The sequence below is a fragment of the Pseudoalteromonas sp. BSi20480 genome, from assembly GCF_000241365.1.
Classification (GTDB): domain Bacteria; phylum Pseudomonadota; class Gammaproteobacteria; order Enterobacterales; family Alteromonadaceae; genus Pseudoalteromonas; species Pseudoalteromonas marina.
On record NZ_BADX01000173.1, the window covers coordinates 30478 to 48010 of the forward strand.

Consider the following 17533-nt stretch of genomic DNA (forward strand, 5'->3'; position numbering starts at 1 on the left):
CATTATTAACTTACCATAGTGCATTAACAAGCATTATATAACGAGCACACAAGTATGAGTGACGAATTTAAAGTAATACAACCTACCACAACAGTGTATTGTCCTAAGCGCGGCGAGGGCTGGACCCTAACCGGCATTACTAATATAAATGAGTTTACCTCAGTCATGTTTGATGGCACACGTTACACGCTTCCCGCTCGCGAAATAGTAGAAGAGCTACTCCCTAACCAGCTAGCTCGAGAACAAAATAAGTAACGCCCCATCAATAAAAAAGGCTGCAGTTATGCAGCCTTTTTTATAATTTACGCCAATTTAAAATGTATCGTCTTCACTGTATACATTTACCTTTAGCTCGCCGTCGTCTTCAAATACAACAAACGAAATAGGCTTACAGCATACTTGGCAGTCTTCTATGTATTGTTCATCAATATCTGCAGCATCTAGTAATACCTCTATAACTTCACCGCAATACGGGCAGCTAATTGATTCCTCAGTTAATTGGTTCATCTAACACCAGGTAAATTACATCATCAATGAATTAACCTTAATCAACACGGTTAAACTTTTCAACTGCGTTTTTAGTGGAATACATAGTATTAAAATATAAATTAGACACTTTTGACCAAAACCAAATTTGTTAGATAAAAATATGAAATACCTTTTGTACTTGATAGGTCTAATTAAACGTATAGTTAAATTAATTATAAAGGTGGATATTTTTATGAAAAAAACACTCTCATTAACGTTAGCGTCTACCCTCGTTTTATTTAGCACACTCTCTTACGCAGAAGAGACAAAAAAAAGCAGTGCTTGCAGGGGGTTGCTTTTGGTGTATGGAATCAGACTTTGAGAAACTTGAAGGCGTAACCGACGTAATATCTGGCTTTACGGGGGGTAAAATTAAAAACCCTACATATAATGGTAATCATAAAGGACACTATGAAGCGGTTGAAATTACCTATAAACCTAGCATTGTAAGCTATCAAGACATACTCAATCATTATTGGGTTAATATTGACCCTTTTGATCCGAAAGGCCAATTTTGCGACAAAGGCCCCAGTTATCGCAGTGCTATATTTGTTGCTAATGAAGAAGAACGTAAATTAGCAGAGCAATCCAAACAACGTGTTATTAAAGAGTTTCCTAGTCAAACCGTTGTTACGCCAATTTTAAATACAACGGTGTTCTACCCTATCAAAGGAAAAGAAAGTTACCATCAAGATTACTACAAAAATAACCCTATCCGTTATAACACTTATCGCTGGCGATGCGGACGAGACAGTCGCCTAGAAGATATTTGGGGCGACAGAGTTACGCATTAAAATTAAAGGCTGCATTTAATGCAGCCTTTTTAACGCTTAAAAAGGCATTAAACGATGCTATTATTAATTTTTTATTAATACTGTTTATTTTATTGTCCAGTTTATTAATATTTAACTCTACAATAAACTTAACTCCTAGATTGTTAAACCTGTATTAAATAACTGGAGTTACATCGTATGAAAACCAAACAATTACAATTAGCCCGTGCTCTAGATTTACCAACACGCCAAGAAATGTTAAACCGTGATCACTCGGTACAGCAGTTTTGGGCAAGCAACGACGACCTAATTTCAGACGCGTGGAAAGAATGGGAAGCAAGCGAAGTTGACGCGTCTACCTTTACGCTAGACGATTCGTTACTCGATAAAAATTTACGCGAAGCCATACAACAAGCATGGGAAAATCCATCTAAAGAGCATTTAGTAAAAGCGCTTTTAGAGGAAGTGGCACCTGATGTGTTTCAGTTTCAATTTTTTGATCCTGAGCGCCTAACCGTTTTACGTGGCTACCTTGATCAAGTATGGGACTCTAACATCCCAATGCGCCCACCGTACGGTATTGTATTAAACCGCCGCGGCGTTATGCTCGATAAACGATCAGAAGGCTATTTAGCAGCCCCTAGTTTTCAAACATTTTATAACGAAATGCTAAACACCTATATGCGCCCTATAGCGCGTTTATTATTTCCTGAAATTACAGGTTACGACACGCAAACATTTGGTTTTTCTATTTACTACGACCCAAGTACAGATGCGTCTATTCGCCCACATACTGATGCATCAGCGGTAACGTTAAATATTAATTTAAATTTACCGGGTGAGGAGTTTACCGGTTCTGAGCTTGATTTTTACGACCTAGTTACAGGTAAAGTAACTCAACTTAGTTTTAAGCCAGGTATCGCGATGATCCACAGAGGAAGTGTGGCACATGCTGCTAAACCCATAACGAGTGGCGATAGAACCAACTTTGTACTGTGGTTGTTTGGCGACCGCGGGCGTTTACCAGCTCAAGGCGCACAACGCCCAGTAATAGATGCTACAAAGCGCTGGACTACGCCAGTAACAACACCCGATGGCTACGCACCATTTTAATACCCCTGTATAAAACTGATATCAATCAGTCCATTAAAGCTAATTAATAATTAGTTTAATGGGCTTTTTACTTGTTGCTTTACACGTTAATAACTATCTTTTAAACATTAATAGTTAATTTATTGCAGTAGAAATGACGTTAAACAGCATTTTAATAGCCGCATTGTTATTATCACCCATCGTTAATGCATCAATCACTGAGCAAACGCTCGTAGTAGGTTTTGGTGAAAAACTTCCCCCTTTCGTATTCCCTGATTCAAATAGTGGTCTAACAGTAGATATTATTACAGCGGCTTTAACACCTTTAGGCTACACAATTGAGTCTCGATATTATCCTTACACTCGGCGTGTAAAAGAGTATAAAAAAGGAAATATCGATGTAGTAGCAGATATTAATTTAAATACTGCAAACGGAAACATCCTAAAAGGTTATTTATCATATGCGTCTTATACATACGAAAATCTTGCTTTTGCTTTAAGTAAAAACAACTTTAAATTGAGTGAAATAGCCGATTTGAAAAATTATAGTCTATTGTCATGGCCAAGTGCTGCCATTCACTTAGGAGATGAGTATGCAAATATGGCTAAAGCTAATCCATTGTATAACGAAATACACGACCAATCGCTTCAAGTTAAATTTTTGTACTTAGACAAGGTAGATGTTATACAAATGGATAAACAAAGCTTTGACTACTTTCGCGCAAATATAAAAGATATTGATACAACACAAAAAATTGATAGGTTCCCTTTATTTGGAAAAAGCCCTAATGGATATTTATTTAAGTCTAAAAAAGTACGCAATGACTTTAATTTACAACTGCAAAAACTCAAAGAATCCGGCAAGTACAAGCAAATTTTTGATGGATACTTAAAATAATTAATTTAAAAACAAATAGACTGCCTATATAAGCAGCCTATTTTTTTATTATCGTTTTAATGGATACGTTTAAAACTTATAGGATGCAGAAAACTTAACGTTTCTTGGTGTACCAGGTTGTACCCACGCATCGGCAAACGAGTTTGTGTAGTACGTTTCATCAAACAGGTTATTTACCTCAACCGCAATGCCAATTTCGTTTGTCACATCGTAATTTACAAAAACACGCGCTGTTGTGTAACTTGGTAACTCAAAGTCGGTACCAAAAAAACCGTTACGCTTGCCCACATGTAATAAACCACCACCAAACTTAATGGCTTTACCGTAAAGAACAGCAGATTGCACTAACTGTAAACTAAGCTGTTGCTCAGGCACGTTTAATAGTGATGAGCCCGCTTCTACTGTGTAACCAAAGTTAGCATCAAAAAATGAGTTTTCGATTGTTGCATCAACATAGGCATACGACGCCCAAACTTCAAGCGTATCGGTAAGCTCACCCGTTAGGTCTATTTCTATGCCTTTACTTTGCGCTTCGCCAATGGCTGCATAGGTAAACGCTGTTGCATCGTCTACTACTAGCATGTTGTCTTGCTGTACTTTAAACACGGCAACAGTACCAAATAATGCGCCATCGTTTAATGGAAATTTAACTCCCACCTCTGTAGATGTAGATTGGTTTGGCTCAAAACCATCGCCATTAGCATCGGCCCCCGAAAGCGGACGGAAGTTCTCACCGTAAGCACCATAAACAGATACATAATCGCTTGCTTCATAAACCACACCAAACTGCGGGCTCACGCGTGACTGCGTTTGTTTAGTGTTAGTGTTAGCTAGGCGGTTATTTATGCGCTGCTCGTAATCATCAAAACGTGCACCAATACGTATATCTAACTTATCGGTTAGGCTTATTTGGTCTTGAATGAATACCCCTACCGATTCTTGAATTTCTACGCGGTCAGTATTTGATGTGGGCGTTGGTAATGCGTACGCGCCGTAAACGGGGTTAAATACATTAATGTATTGATCGCCACGTACACGCAGTGCAAATTGATCATTTTCAAATTTATCGCCATCTATTCCGATTATTAAACGATTTTCAAAGCCTGCTACGTTAACGTTACCGCTCACTTCAGCTCTCAGTACTTGATAAGTAGAATCGTAATCCCGATAGCGTCTAAAGCGGTTTACTTCGCCATTTATTACACCAGCAAAACCGGTCTCGGTTGCAAAGCCTTCTAAAGAAGTATCGCGGTAGTTTGCACCAAATAAAATGCTCCAGTTATCATCAAAGTCATGAATATACTCTAACTGGTGCCCCAATACATCGGCTTCAATTGGGCCATCGCCCGGCTCACCTAAAAAGCGACTTTCAGGTATAAGGCCAAGCTCGCCATCTATGGCTAATACACCTCTATCAAACGGTACTTCTTGGTCGCTATATTCAAGCTCGTATATTAATTGGCTGTTATTATTAATATTCCACACTATTGATGGGCTAAAGCCTTGTTTAGTGGTTTCGATGGTATCTCTAAAGCTTTCGGCGTCTTCGTAAAAACCAACCAATCTAATTGCTACATCGTCGTTAAGCGCTGTAGTGTAATCAACATCGGCGCGGTAAGTATCAAAACTACCTACAGAGAGCTTAATTTCGCCTGCGGTGTCAAACGTTGGGCTTTTAGTAACTAGGTTTACGGTGCCACCTGGTTCACCACGGCCAAATAAAGCCGCGCGCGGACCTTTTAAAACCTCTACCGACTCAATACCCGACAAATCACGTGAGCCACCAAAGCCACGTCCTGCATTAAAGCCATTGACTAAGTAATTACTTGGCAGGTTTTCGTCACCTACAAAGCCACGTAACGAAAAACTATTCCACAGCCCACCAAAGTTGTTTTGTCGCGCAACAGAGGCTGATAAATCAAGCGCTTGATCAAGGCTTACTGCGCCTGCGTTTTCAAGGGCTTCTAAATCAATTTTAAGCTCTGACTGCGGTGTTTCTAAAGGGCTAAAGTTACCTTGATAAGCCTGGCGAGATGAAACAACGGTTACTTTTTCAATTGCGTCATCCTTTACGCTTTTACTTTGCTGGTTTTGCTCAGCGGCCATAACGTGGCTGCTAAATAAGCTTACTAAGCAAGTACTTAAATAGGTGAGCTTAAGCCCTTTTGTATTGGTTTTCATTGTTAACCTTGTGAGAAATGTAAGTATTTTATAGTTATGTAGTAATTTTAATCGCGCTAAACAGGTACGTTTAGCGCTGTATTTTTAGTTGCCGCTTTGTGTGGTGTTTTCAAAGCGTGGCATGTTTTCAAGGGCTGCTTTAGTTGGGTCGCCTTTGTAAAATAACCACGGGTAATAAAACTCGCGTAATTGTTGATGAAAATCTCTAATTTGCTGCTCATAAGCATAAGCGGCAATTGAATCGGTATTGGCAGCACGGGTTAAGCTGCGCTGCAATAACGACGGTGGCGAAATCCAAGATACAAAACCGGCTAACTCGTATTTTTTAGCGGCTGCGTCGCGATAGGCCTTTGAAAGCTTTGCCGCTTTTAAATCGCCCATTTGCTGAAATGCGTAATACCATTTCCATTCAAATTCGCTGTTCATATCAATATATGGTGCAAGCGCTGGGTACTCTTTAATAAAAGGCTGCATAGTGGCAGATTTTGGTAAATCCCACGCATCGTTTACAGCTTCACGTTGAGTAAGCATAATGTCGCCCCCTTTAGGCGAATGCACTGACTTGTTTATAGCAAGGTCGCCTAAAATAGGAATGATAAAAGCAAACAACACCCACAAACCAATTAAGCTGGAGGCAACACGTGGCGCACTGGTGGCATTTTTACCCCACCACACGCTTAGTGCAGTCCAAAATGCAAGGTAGGCAATACACAACAGCGATACATACGCCACTTCATACGCGCTTGCCCCAGCTATAAATCCGCCTACAAAAAATGGCAGCATTAAACACACTGTTATTGCTACAAACCTTACGGTTATACGAGCGCCCCACAAAGCAAAGTAAGACTTAGCTGTAGTGACTAATAAATCGTGCCTACCGCTGGTACGCTCGCTTGCAAATAAATCATGAAACAGCAAAATAATAACCAGTGGCGCTAGCGCACTAATTACAAACACAAAATCTATTTTACCGGCTTGAGCCACCTCAGCATTTTGTGCATCGCTTTCGTAAATTTGCCCCTCAAGCGCTAATAAATTAATGCGGTGTTTCCACGGGAATATATCGCGCTCGCCTAAAGCAGCAAATGCCAGGTTAGATGGCTGCGAGTACGTTAAATGAAAGCTGTAATAAGCCAACATGCCTGCATCGCTTTGCTTTTTCTGTACTTTGGCGCGGTCGCTTTGATCTGCTGCTTTTAAGCGCTCTATTGTTTGCTGCTGTGCGCTTACTTCGCTTAACCCGCTGTAAATAGCAAACCCCGATAAAACAAGGCTACACAGTAGTAATACCACTACGTATTTTTGGCGCAGTAAAAAGCCCCATTCACGCATAAGTTGTGTAATTAAATAGCTCATAACAAACGTTTTCCTACAAATTTAATACCGCCCACAAGTAATACAATCCACAGTAATAACTGTAAAAACGCAGGTACACTTCTTTGTGCTCGAACATCTGCACTGTCTACATTAAAATTAAAGTCTTGTAGTATTTGCCAGTTCTCTGCGCTTACACGTGCTTTTTTAGTGGCTGCGGCATCAGCATTGCGGTTCATATCATCTTTGTAATCAAGCTCTTCAATATGAATTTTGTTAAGCCCTTGCACAAAATCAAAGCGAAGTTGCTCAGTTTCGCGTAAAAAGCGATGATGCGTTTCAATACTTGTACCCACCACAATCATAGAAAGCGTGCGAATAGCCACCATAGGGGATACCCAACCAAAATAACGCGATACCTGCGTTTGCTTAAGTTCACTTTGCATACGTTGCTCAGCAAATTGGTTTAGTACGTTGGCTTGTTTAGCCTCTGATTCACTGGCTACTAAACCTCTAAAGTTTACCGGCAGCTCACCAATGCTATTTACGTTGTACTTTTTAAGGAGTGATTGTTTAAATTGCTTAAATGCAGGGTCGTTCGTGTTATGGCCATCGCCTAGTTTTCTAAGCTCGGCTTTAACAGCAAAATCGGTTTCTATTTTACCGGCAGATGGCACAGCCGTTGAGGCCGTAGTACTTGCTACGCGCGGCATAACAATACACAGTAAAATCCATACAAACGCAAGCGCCGTAAAACTACCACTGTTTTTACTTAACACACTCGATGCGAGTAAAACCAGTAATACCCACACAGTTAAATATAAAGCGTAACCGACAACAAAACTGGCAACTGCTAATAAGCTTTCACCCGCAGATACCGTAAACAAAGCCGATACAGCCAGTGGCGCAATAACCAAGCCCACTACCGAAAGCAGTGCTAAACCTTTACCGGCAATAAGCGTAATACCCGACATGCCTTGCGCTAATAAGTACGACAGCGTTTGCGATTCACGCTCACGACTAATAGAGCTGTAGCCAATTAATATAAGCAGTAACGGCGCTAGTGTTTGCACTATAAAAGCTGGCGTTAAGCTTCCTAATTTAGTAAGCGCTGTACCTTGGCGTTGATCGGCAAACATTGCACTATTTTGCCTATGCCCTTCTAAAAATATTGAGTTACCTGTGTATGCGTCAATACCTGGGTCGAGGGTGCTCAGTGGTGAAGGCGTTCTAAAGGCATAGTGCCCATAGTGCACCATTCTGTGTGGGTGACGATCGGGCTGCTGAATAAAACTTTGCTCGGCATTTGATTGAAGTTCATGGCGATCATGGCTTAGTTCAAGCATAGTAATTGCGGTCACCACAACCGATGAAAGCGTAAGCAGTAAGCCAATGGCTAAAACGGTCATTGCTAGTTTTGAGCGAAGCCAATAGCGCCATTCATCTTTGGCAACTATAACCACCTTTGAAAAGTTATTTATACTCATTACGCGCCTCTTTGCGCAAAGGCTGCATGCACTTGTTCGGTATCAATGCGGCCGTTTTCTGGCGCGTCAAATTCGCCCACCAGCTCGCCCGCTCTTAGTAACCCTATACGGTTAGCTACTTGGCAGGCTCCGTATACATCATGCGTAACCATTAAAATAGTGGCACCCGTTAATGCAAGCTCACGCACCAAATGGTTAAACTCATCTATGGCAACAGGGTCAAGGCCCGATGTAGGTTCATCAAGGAAAAATATCGGGGCTTCACGTAAAATAGCCAAAGCAATTGCGGTTTTTTGCCTCATGCCTTTAGAATACGTTTGCATAGGACGCTCCCATGCAGCTTGTTGCAGCGCTACACGGTTAAACGCGGCATTAATTTGCTCATCTGTTTTATTAATATCAGCAAGTGATAAAAAGTATTTTACGTTTTCGCGTGCTGTTAAATGCGGGTATAACGTTGCAGACTCAGGTAAGTACGCCGTTTTAGTACGAACAGAGTCAAGTGCTTTGCTCACCTCTTTACCCGCTACTTTTACCGACCCTTGCGTTGGTTTATTAAAACCTAGTAACGTTTTTAACGTGGTTGATTTACCCGCACCGTTACCGCCAAGTAGTGCATAAATTTCGCCTGAGCCCACAGTAAAATTTAAGTTTTTTAAAATGGCGTTATTTTTAATACTAAAACTTAGCGAGTCCACTTCAATAATGGCTTCACCTTTATTTTTATGAGTACTATTTAATAAAGAATTGCTATTATTTTCAGTTGGTTGAGGTTTTATCTGTGATGTTTTATTAATTGCAGTAGGTGTTGTCACATTCACACTCTATTTAAGAAATATTCAATGCGAAGAATGTTATACTATAACAACCATTAATTGCAACAATATAACATTGTATTTTTAATCAATATTTCATGCAGCTGAGCGTGTAAAATAATATGGCACTGAAAGGGTGATCACAGTCCGTCAACCCTAGCATTCTGGCGAGTTGGTAATTTAAGATATTGTGCTATCTTTTTATTATGTTTAATTAAATAAATACCGGATAACATGCGGATCATAGGCTTCATTATCATCGTATTAATGGCAATATCTGCAACTGATAGAAGCTATGCAAATGACATTGATGTTCAATTTAGCGGATTTGCATCTTTTGCCCTTAGTTACACTGACGACTCAGATATTGGCTTTGCATCTAATTATTCAAATGTAAACAAGTCTGGTTTTTCAGCTACGCGTGATTCAATTTTAGGTGGCCAGGCAAATATATATTTGTCAAATAACTGGGATTCTGTAGTTCAAATAGTGATACAAGATCATGCCTTCAAAAGCTTTGATAATTTTTTAGAACTTGCATTTGTACGTTACCGGCCATCACGTAACTGGGCCATCCGCGCAGGTAGGTTAAACAGCGACCTTTACTTACTCTCTGAGTACCCTTACGTTGGATACGCTTACTTGTGGGTGCGCCCGCCTCATTCGTATTACTCGTTTGCAAACATTGCAGGTAATTTTGATGGAATAGACGTTGAATACAGTAAAGCCATTAACGATGGCTTCTTACGCTTAAAACTCGCTTATGGTGGCTCTACAGCAAAAATAAAGGCCTATAATGACGATTTTTTTATTGATTTTGATAACTTAACAACCCTTAGTGCAACATACTCTTTAGATGCATGGACAATGCGTTTTTCATTATCAAGGTCCGGTTTTGGCGATTACAAACTAACAGCATTGGATGAGTTTATATCTTCACTAGACTCTGTGCCGCAAAGTATATGGCCACAAGCGCAAACAATATCGAACAAATTTAATACCGAGGGAAATAGTATAAGGTACGCTGCATTTGGGCTTACTTACGATTATGATAATTGGCTTATTCAATCTGAAATGGGTATTTCAGAGTCCGATTGGATAATTGCACCATCAGTACTCAACAGTTACATTAGCGCAGGTTACCGAGTAAACAATGCAATATTTTACACTAGCTTTTCTGCAGCAAAAAACCGCCAAAATGTAATTAAAGTAATTGACCCTGTTTTTTCACCCGGTACACCCGAACAAATATCAAGACCAATACAACAACTTGCTCTAGCTGCTCAAGCTTCAATTAAGATTCCCTATGTACATCAGCATTCGATAAACATAGGTGTAAAATGGCAACTATCAGAGCGATTAGCTCTAAAAGCTCAACTAGATCGCTTTGATATAAAACCAGTTGGTGCGGGATTATGGAGCTTAAGTAATCCTGCAGATGTCGATAAAGGTCACAAAGTACATGTACTCAGCTTAAATGCTAGCATGGTTTTTTAGTTATGATAATCGCTCGTAACCTTTGCTTTAATTTAATACTTTCCATGTTTCTGCTAGTTGTTAGCATGTATGCTGAATCTGCTGAATCTACTGAATCTACTGAATCTACTGAATTTGTTGTAGTGGTAAACAAAAATAATACTATTAATGCCTTATCGAAACGAGAAGTAATAGATATTTATATGGGCCGATATTCAACTTTCCCTGATGGTGAAATATCAAAGCCACTCGATCTGCCCGCGAAATCAGCATTCAAAAACGATTTTTACTTAAAATTGGTTAATAAAGATGAGCAGCAAATAAATGCGTATTGGGCCAGGTTATTATTTTCGGGCAGAGGAAAGCCCCCCACACCATCAGCCTCTTTGGAAGATGCATTAAAAACAATTGCATCATCGCAATATGCAATTGGCTATATCCCCTTGTCGCACGTTACAGATACAGTAAAAGTGGTATACACGTTTGATTAAAATTATTAGCCAAAAACTCTACTTACGAGTCGCTTTATCTATTGCCTTAGTTGCTATTGTTGTATCAATAGTGTCGTCAATGCTGTCGTATTACTCAGACCTTAAAGAAAAGAAAAACACCAACTATCTACTTGTCCAGCAGTTAGCCCATACCGTTGAAAAAGCAGCGACTATAGCTGCTTATCTAAACGATCAGGAATTAAGCCAAGAAATAATTAATGGCTTGCTAAGTAACGATATTGTGCAAGGCGCAAGCATAGAGGGTAAATCAAACACAAAAGGAGAAATGGAATTATTTGTTGCAAATGGAACTATTAATAAACAAAAAGAAGCAGTATTAGTTAAGCTTGTTCACCCTTTTCTAGATGACACTTTTATAGGCGTTTTATCAATATACCCCGACGATAAATTTATACAGCAACAAGCACAAGCCGCACTAAAAAAAGAATTCATATTAATGCTAATACAATCTATCGTCATTGCTTTTTTTGTGTCGCTTGTTGTACAAAGGTGGCTTACGAAACCTATTCAAAACCTTACTGATAGCTTTGCTAAAATTAATCCATCTAAACCTGAAACCCTTAAAATGTTAAGCTTTAAACAGGGTAAACGAGATGAAATAAGTCGATTAACACAAAATATAAATGCTTTAATGCACGAGCTGCATTTAACTATTAGCAATGAACAAACCCTACGAAAAAAAACACAAGAACTGGAAGCAAAATTTAGACTTATATTTGAACAAGCCAGTGCTGGCATTTGTTTACTGAATGATAAAAATACTATCACTACCTTTAACCCTGCGTTTAAACATTACTTTACCCTACCCGGTGAAGAAAAGTTATCAACCTTGCACTTCCCTGAATTATTAAATAACGTTGAAAAATTACAAAGTCTACTGTTAGATATTCGCAGTGATATAAATCCACCTCAAACAACATTAGATGTTAAATGTAAAATAGGCTACAAAACGGTTTGGTTTCACTGCTTATTTGTAAGGTTAACAGACCAAAGACAAAACAACCGAAGTCCCCATCAAGAACAATTAGTAGAAGTGATTTTACATGACGTGACCGAACGAGCAGAACGTGAATTTCAAACCCAATTTGAAGCCGATCACGATCCACTCACTGACCTATTTAATCGCCGTGCCGGCGAAAAGCGCCTAAAAAAAGCACTGCGTGAATGCGCTAAACACGGCCAACATCTTGTGCTTATGATGATTGATTTAGACAAATTTAAACCCATTAATGATACCTATGGTCACGAAGCCGGTGATAAAGTATTAATAGAGATAGCAAACCGCTTTAAAAAGCGATTTAATAACAATACTGACATATGTATCCGCCTAGGCGGTGACGAATTCATTATTGCGCAGCAAATTAATACTTACGATAAAACCGCAACACAGAACCAAGCCATAGCTCTTATCGATGAGCTACAGCAGGACATTAGTATTTCTCAAACTAAAAAATGCGCAGTAGGAGCAAGCATAGGTATTGCAGTGGCCCCTAACGATGGCAATGAACTAGTTGAATTAATGTTCAACGCAGATCAAATGCTCTACCAGGTAAAAGAAACAGGCCGCGGAAATGTTGCCTTTTATGACGAGTTAAAAAAATAAGATCCTCTTAAGTATATTGAATAATTAAGTTTTCAATTGCTAAAATGCAAACCTATTTTCCTATCAAGATATACAATGGCAAACTTCAATACTCATCTAAATACTGCTGTTATCATCACCGGCTTAAGCTCAGCCACATTATTATCTGCAGATCACATTGATTTAAACGGCGCACTTTGGTTGTGGTTTTTAGGCTCCATTGGCGGCTTATTACCAGACATAGACTCTGATAACTCCACATCACTCTATACTATTTTTAACTTATTTGCGCTAAGTACTGTATTAATAGTAATGCATTACATTACCACAGAGCTAACTATTCAAATTAGTTTTGTCGAGTTAATTGTAGTGCCTTTGTTAGTGTATGGATTTATGAAATATATTGTCAGGCCCATTTTTGAATGGATCACAGTACATAGAGGCAGTTGCCACTCTTTATTATTTATACTGCTTTGCGCGTTGTTAACAACTCAAGTAACATGGCAATTGAATGACCAATCAACCCTTTATTCGGCAACTTTTGCCTGGTTAACAGGTGGGTTTATTTTACTCGGCGGCTTCATTCATTTATTGCTTGATGAAATTTACAGCGTAGATTTAAGTAATGTGGAAATAAAACGGTCATTTGGATCGGCTCTAAAAGTGGCTGAATTTGATAATAAATTAATTACATTGGCTTCGATTATAGCTATTACATGTTTAATCTATGTTGCCCCTCCTACAGCGCAAACTATATCGGCCTTGAGTGACTGGTCTCATTTTAGGCTTTTATCTAGTTAGTTTAGTATTAGGGCAGTTTGCAATGTTACTAACTTTAACTAGTTATAACATTGCTAAATTAGTTGCCACTATTTGATACAAAATATTTTTATAATTTTAAACGAAATTATTAAATAGTTTCACCTGTCTTATACCTGCAAGTTCGAAAGCTTTTGCATCATTTAAAGCGTCAAATATAAATTATAAGAGGTCCTTAATGGAATTTACGAATAAACGCACCACCCTAATTGCAGCATCTTTATTGTTGGCGTTAGCGATAACACAGGCTATTTTTACAGCGCTTTATAGTGGCGGAATTAGCTTTTCAAGGCAGTATGCATGGGGTCTAGAAGCGGTGCTGTTCACAGTACTTGTTGCATTTTCAGGTGCAGCTATGCTGCAAGCAAAAAAATCTCAACTAGGCTGGTCGGCAATCACATTTAGCGCTGTTCTTAACATAATACAAGTAAGTATTGGCCTAACTTTATTTTCAACATTTGGAAAAGTAGCGGGCGCAGTAGAAGGCGCACAACCATTAATTGGTGGTGTAGTGTCTTTATCATTCATGATTTACTACGCAGCTAAATTATTATTAGGCTTAGCAGCCCTTGTATTTGGCCTATCTTTTATTGCTAAAGGTGGCAAAGCCATTGGTAGCCTTACAGCCCTTGCAGGCGGTGTTGCAATGCTTGCCAATGCTATATTAATTATTTTTGGCCGTGATGGATTTCTACCATCAGGCGTTGCTGGTGCTTCAGGCATGGTTGCAACATTACTTTTATCAATATGCTTAATAAGCCTTTACCGCAAAGCAGACTAAGGCCTAATACCTTACAAGCAAGGTATATAATTTATAGGTTATAAACATCGGCTAATATTTTATATGGGCCGATGTTTTACATTTAACCCATTCGCCCAACGTATTCCAAATTGTTTATCTCTAAACCTATTTATCCAATTGACTAAAAAAATATAACTGCCTTCATGTTTATTTAAATCGCCTGTAAAAGAGACCCTGAATCTATTAAATAAAATATAAACGTAAACAAAGCTATATTTCTGTAGGCTTTAAATTGGTAGCACTATTTATTATTTATAACATTGCTTTTTTACCCACCTCATTAGTATGCTAAAGTGCCAATACAAGCTAAATTTAATTATTTAGCATCCCCTACTTCGCTAATAGATTAATAATAAAGAGAAAAAATGACAAAATCTAACACCGGTGTTGTTGTATTAAGTGCCGTAAGAACAGCAATTGGCAGCTTTGGCGGAACCCTTAAAAACTTTACCCCTGCAGAGCTTGGTACGCTTTGCGCTAAAGAAGCCATTAAAAGAGCACATATTCCCTTAAACCAAATAGGTTCATCCGTGATTGGTAAGGTAATACACAATGGCCCAAAAGATGCCTACCTATCTCGTGTTATCGGCTTAAATGCCGGGCTACCTATCAGCAGCCATGCAGTTACACTTAATCGCTTATGTGGGTCAGGCCTAGAGGCAATAATACAAGCAGCACAACAAATTCAATTAGGTGATGTGGATGCAGCCCTTGCTGGTGGTTCAGAAAGTATGAGCACATCAGCTTATACACTTCAAAGTAACCGCTGGGGACAAAAAGTGGGCAACAGCGTAATGTTAGACGAGCTTACAACAACATTACAAGATCCGTGGGATAACAATCCTATGGGGATCACCGCAGAAAATGTCGCAGAAAAATATAAAATCAGCCGCGAAGAACAAGATAATTACGCAGCGCAAAGTCACGTTAAAGCAGCTAAAGCAATTGAAAAAGGTCTTTTTAAGTCTCAAATAGTGCCAATCGAAATTAAATCGCGTAAAGGGAGCCAAATATTTGATACAGATGAACATGTTCGTGCAGACACATCAACTGACAAACTTGCCACACTTAAGCCCTACTTTAAAGAAAATGGCACAGTAACAGCTGCTTCATCTTCAGGTATAAACGATGGCGCAGCTATGCTTGTACTTATGTCTGAACAAAAAGCCCACGAACAAGGGCTTCAACCTATTGGACGACTTATTGGCTATTCTCGTGCTGGTGTTGAACCCTCATTAATGGGAACTGGACCTATTCCAGCTGTACAGCAAGTATTTGAAAAAACGGGCTTAACAATCGACGACATTGATATAATTGAGTCTAATGAGGCCTTTGCAGCGCAAGCCTTATGCGTAGCGAACGAGTTAAACTTTCCTTCGCATAAATTAAATCCGAATGGCGGCGCCATTGCCTTAGGCCACCCGGTTGGCGCAACAGGCGCTATTTTATCAACAAAATGCTTATACGAACTAAAACGCATTAACGGTAAATATGGGCTAGTTACTATGTGTATTGGCGGCGGACAAGGCATAGCAGCCATTTTTGAAGCGATTTAATTTTAGGCCTCGTTAGTTCAATAAAAAGCTGTATTCACATAGAGCAAAAGACACTTTGCTTTGAGAGGAATTAAAAACGTGTAAGGCTATATGTTTCGCGAACTTCCTCTTGAGTCTTTATTTGCGAAAATTAATTATTTAAAAACTCTTTAAACAGAAAAATAAGAGCTACCTCATCTTATAGTTTAACTATTATCGTTGGCAAAACTCGGTTTATAAACCGTGTTTACAAGTTAACTTTCTTACCCCCAAAAAAGCACCACCAAATGATATTAAAAATAAAACCGGTAAAAACAGTAATGTATTGTTGTTACCAATGTTTATAGCTGGGCTGCCAATAACTGCCAGCGTATTAATTAGTAGCAATATTAAACTTGATTGAAGGTAGCCTTTGTACCCTATAGCCCCTGCAAACAACAACATAAAAAATGAACCTAAAATCGCAGGCGTAAATGGTGCAACGGCGAGTAACATGCAAACGAATAGAAAATATAACAGCACATCCAATTATTATTTTAAACATAATAACCTCAATGATAAGTGGCGTTTAATCCAAGTAATTAAAAGAGGATTAAACCAAATTAACTTTGCCGGGTCTGCTTAACATCCGCAATTTCTAATGTTAACGAACTCATGTTGTAAAAAAGCGTATTTTGGCTTCTTTTATTGTGGTTAAAAATATAGAAAATGCACAAATTCCACCAGCCATAAACACAATTTGAAAGCTAGATAACGAAGAAAGGCTATATTGAGGCGAATACACATACTCCCCTAATAATTGTGCAAAAGTCGCTACACCTAAAATTATTAATAATGGGCACACAACTAGCGTAAACCAAAACCAAATACGTTTAATGTCTTTCATAAAAATTTCCTTTGTATTCCTTTAAATTTAACTTAAAAATAAATTAGCTTGTAGGCTGTCTGTATTTTAAAAGGCTACTCGTTTTTGAGCACGAACAAAGTCTCTAACTTATTAATATACAATAAGCAGTAATAACAATAGCTTTAAAAAAATCTTAATATGTGTTCCTTACTAAGCTTTTATTAGGTCCCTAAACATTTACATGTACTCTGTTTTTAACAACCCAAAGCATTTAAGATCGTGAAATTGTTTTTTCCAATAGCCACTTTGGCGCCTTATACCCTCTTCTTTAAAACCTACTTTTAATAATACCGCCTCAGACGCGGCATTACCTAAAACAGTATCGGCTTGTATTCGGTGTATGCTACACGGTAATTTACCTTCAAAAGCTGTTTTTACAATACAATTTACTGCGTCTGTTACATACCCTTTCCCCCAATAATCGGGGTGTAAATCATAACCAATAACAGCACTTTGCATTTTGGCATTCCATGAGTTAAACCCACAAGTACCAATCAGTTTATTAGATTTTTTTAACCGAATAGCCCAGCGTATTCCTAAATTTTCATTAAAACGATCATTAAATAACGTGATTAAATTGCTCGCTTGGGTTAATTCAGTCATTGCTTCTAAATCGTAATATTTTATAACAGACTGGTTTGAAAAAAGCTCAAACAGGGCCATAGAATCTGCTGCTGTGACTTGGTCAAGCACAATGCGTGAGGTGTTTAATATTGGAAAATCCATTTCATTCCTATTCAATGCTTATAATTGTGCGTTTGTTAATACAAACCTAAATTTGAATTCGTAATATGCCAAAATACACACAAACT

At 38.6% G+C, this 17533-nt stretch carries 17 protein-coding genes and 1 pseudogene; 10 read left to right on the forward strand and 8 right to left on the reverse strand.

Annotated features, from left to right (window positions below):
• Positions 1–54: 54 nt before the first annotated feature.
• Positions 55–255, forward strand: coding sequence for a hypothetical protein (locus tag P20480_RS00645; RefSeq protein WP_008133044.1), 201 nt, complete (start codon positions 55–57; stop codon positions 253–255).
• A gap of 57 nt (positions 256–312) precedes the next feature.
• Here the strand turns inward: P20480_RS00645 and P20480_RS00640 are convergent, their stop codons facing one another.
• Positions 313–507, reverse strand: a complete 195-nt coding sequence (locus P20480_RS00640; RefSeq protein WP_008133045.1) for a CPXCG motif-containing cysteine-rich protein — start codon at positions 505–507, stop codon at positions 313–315.
• A gap of 214 nt (positions 508–721) precedes the next feature.
• On the opposite strand from P20480_RS00640, the pseudogene msrA reads away from it, so the two are divergent.
• From msrA to P20480_RS00625, 3 genes and pseudogenes are all read left to right on the forward strand, one after another.
• Positions 722–1322: pseudogene (gene msrA, locus P20480_RS00635) on the forward strand (peptide-methionine (S)-S-oxide reductase MsrA).
• Positions 1323–1499: 177 nt separating this feature from the next.
• The gene (locus tag P20480_RS00630; RefSeq protein ID WP_008133048.1) at positions 1500–2414 is read left to right on the forward strand and encodes a 2OG-Fe(II) oxygenase family protein; all 915 of its coding nucleotides are present in this window, start codon (positions 1500–1502) and stop codon (positions 2412–2414) included.
• A gap of 133 nt (positions 2415–2547) precedes the next feature.
• Positions 2548–3291, forward strand: coding sequence for a substrate-binding periplasmic protein (locus P20480_RS00625; RefSeq protein ID WP_008133049.1), 744 nt, complete (start codon positions 2548–2550; stop codon positions 3289–3291).
• 69 nt (positions 3292–3360) lie between these two features.
• Here P20480_RS00625 and P20480_RS00620 read toward each other — a convergent pair whose 3' ends face one another.
• The 4 genes from P20480_RS00620 to P20480_RS00605 form a co-directional block, all read right to left on the reverse strand.
• Positions 3361–5472: a TonB-dependent siderophore receptor gene (locus P20480_RS00620; RefSeq protein WP_008133050.1), complete on the reverse strand. Its 2112-nt coding sequence runs from the start codon at positions 5470–5472 to the stop codon at positions 3361–3363.
• 84 nt (positions 5473–5556) lie between these two features.
• A complete protein-coding gene (locus tag P20480_RS00615) occupies positions 5557–6828 on the reverse strand; it encodes a DUF3526 domain-containing protein (RefSeq protein WP_008133051.1) in 1272 nt (423 codons plus the stop codon).
• Entirely contained in the window at positions 6825–8273 is a 1449-nt protein-coding gene (locus P20480_RS00610; protein ID WP_008133053.1) for an ABC transporter permease, read from the reverse strand. The genes P20480_RS00615 and P20480_RS00610 overlap by 4 nt, the downstream gene beginning before the upstream one ends.
• On the reverse strand, positions 8273–9088 hold the full coding sequence (locus tag P20480_RS00605; RefSeq protein ID WP_008133055.1) for an ABC transporter ATP-binding protein: 816 nt from the start codon (positions 9086–9088) through the stop codon (positions 8273–8275). The genes P20480_RS00610 and P20480_RS00605 overlap by 1 nt, the downstream gene beginning before the upstream one ends.
• Positions 9089–9355: 267 nt before the next feature.
• Between P20480_RS00605 and P20480_RS00600 the strand changes: the two genes are divergently transcribed.
• From P20480_RS00600 to bktB, 6 genes are all read left to right on the forward strand, one after another.
• Positions 9356–10585 carry a hypothetical protein gene (locus P20480_RS00600; RefSeq protein ID WP_008133058.1) on the forward strand — a complete coding sequence of 410 codons (1230 nt, stop codon included), beginning with the start codon at positions 9356–9358 and terminating at the stop codon, positions 10583–10585.
• A 2-nt stretch (positions 10586–10587) separates the two neighbouring features.
• On the forward strand, positions 10588–11055 hold the full coding sequence (locus P20480_RS00595; protein WP_050547955.1) for a type 2 periplasmic-binding domain-containing protein: 468 nt from the start codon (positions 10588–10590) through the stop codon (positions 11053–11055).
• Positions 11048–12679, forward strand: coding sequence for a sensor domain-containing diguanylate cyclase (locus P20480_RS00590; RefSeq protein ID WP_008133063.1), 1632 nt, complete (start codon positions 11048–11050; stop codon positions 12677–12679). The genes P20480_RS00595 and P20480_RS00590 overlap by 8 nt, the downstream gene beginning before the upstream one ends.
• 75 nt (positions 12680–12754) lie before the next feature.
• The gene (locus tag P20480_RS00585; RefSeq protein ID WP_008133065.1) at positions 12755–13459 is read left to right on the forward strand and encodes a metal-dependent hydrolase; all 705 of its coding nucleotides are present in this window, start codon (positions 12755–12757) and stop codon (positions 13457–13459) included.
• A gap of 196 nt (positions 13460–13655) precedes the next feature.
• Complete coding sequence (locus P20480_RS00580) at positions 13656–14258, forward strand: hypothetical protein (RefSeq protein WP_008133067.1); 603 nt, start codon at positions 13656–13658, stop codon at positions 14256–14258.
• A gap of 386 nt (positions 14259–14644) precedes the next feature.
• Positions 14645–15835, forward strand: a complete 1191-nt coding sequence (gene bktB, locus P20480_RS00575) for a beta-ketothiolase BktB (RefSeq protein WP_008133069.1) — start codon at positions 14645–14647, stop codon at positions 15833–15835.
• A gap of 213 nt (positions 15836–16048) precedes the next feature.
• Here bktB and P20480_RS19985 read toward each other — a convergent pair whose 3' ends face one another.
• The 3 genes from P20480_RS19985 to P20480_RS00560 form a co-directional block, all read right to left on the reverse strand.
• Positions 16049–16309, reverse strand: a complete 261-nt coding sequence (locus tag P20480_RS19985; protein ID WP_050547956.1) for a DUF6419 family natural product biosynthesis protein — start codon at positions 16307–16309, stop codon at positions 16049–16051.
• A gap of 157 nt (positions 16310–16466) precedes the next feature.
• Positions 16467–16700: a hypothetical protein gene (locus tag P20480_RS00565; protein ID WP_008133075.1), complete on the reverse strand. Its 234-nt coding sequence runs from the start codon at positions 16698–16700 to the stop codon at positions 16467–16469.
• 198 nt (positions 16701–16898) lie between these two features.
• A complete protein-coding gene (locus P20480_RS00560) occupies positions 16899–17447 on the reverse strand; it encodes a GNAT family N-acetyltransferase (protein ID WP_008133077.1) in 549 nt (182 codons plus the stop codon).
• Positions 17448–17533: the final 86 nt, after the last annotated feature.

Excerpts from the sequence above, each read along its gene's own strand:
- P20480_RS00615 (WP_008133051.1), bottom strand. The coding sequence starts at position 6,828 with ATGAGCTATTTAATTACACAACTTATGCGTGAATGGGGCTTTTTACTG.
- P20480_RS19985 (WP_050547956.1), bottom strand. The coding sequence starts at position 16,309 with ATGTTACTCGCCGTTGCACCATTTACGCCTGCGATTTTAGGTTCATTT.
- P20480_RS00630 (WP_008133048.1), top strand. The coding sequence starts at position 1,500 with ATGAAAACCAAACAATTACAATTAGCCCGTGCTCTAGATTTACCAACA.
- bktB (WP_008133069.1), top strand. The coding sequence starts at position 14,645 with ATGACAAAATCTAACACCGGTGTTGTTGTATTAAGTGCCGTAAGAACA.
- P20480_RS00610 (WP_008133053.1), bottom strand. The coding sequence starts at position 8,273 with ATGAGTATAAATAACTTTTCAAAGGTGGTTATAGTTGCCAAAGATGAA.
- P20480_RS00595 (WP_050547955.1), top strand. The coding sequence starts at position 10,588 with ATGATAATCGCTCGTAACCTTTGCTTTAATTTAATACTTTCCATGTTT.
- P20480_RS00645 (WP_008133044.1), top strand. The coding sequence starts at position 55 with ATGAGTGACGAATTTAAAGTAATACAACCTACCACAACAGTGTATTGT.
- P20480_RS00600 (WP_008133058.1), top strand. The coding sequence starts at position 9,356 with ATGGCAATATCTGCAACTGATAGAAGCTATGCAAATGACATTGATGTT.
- P20480_RS00580 (WP_008133067.1), top strand. The coding sequence starts at position 13,656 with ATGGAATTTACGAATAAACGCACCACCCTAATTGCAGCATCTTTATTG.
- P20480_RS00585 (WP_008133065.1), top strand. The coding sequence starts at position 12,755 with ATGGCAAACTTCAATACTCATCTAAATACTGCTGTTATCATCACCGGC.
- P20480_RS00640 (WP_008133045.1), bottom strand. The coding sequence starts at position 507 with ATGAACCAATTAACTGAGGAATCAATTAGCTGCCCGTATTGCGGTGAA.
- P20480_RS00620 (WP_008133050.1), bottom strand. The coding sequence starts at position 5,472 with ATGAAAACCAATACAAAAGGGCTTAAGCTCACCTATTTAAGTACTTGC.
- P20480_RS00565 (WP_008133075.1), bottom strand. The coding sequence starts at position 16,700 with ATGAAAGACATTAAACGTATTTGGTTTTGGTTTACGCTAGTTGTGTGC.
- P20480_RS00625 (WP_008133049.1), top strand. The coding sequence starts at position 2,548 with ATGACGTTAAACAGCATTTTAATAGCCGCATTGTTATTATCACCCATC.
- P20480_RS00560 (WP_008133077.1), bottom strand. The coding sequence starts at position 17,447 with ATGGATTTTCCAATATTAAACACCTCACGCATTGTGCTTGACCAAGTC.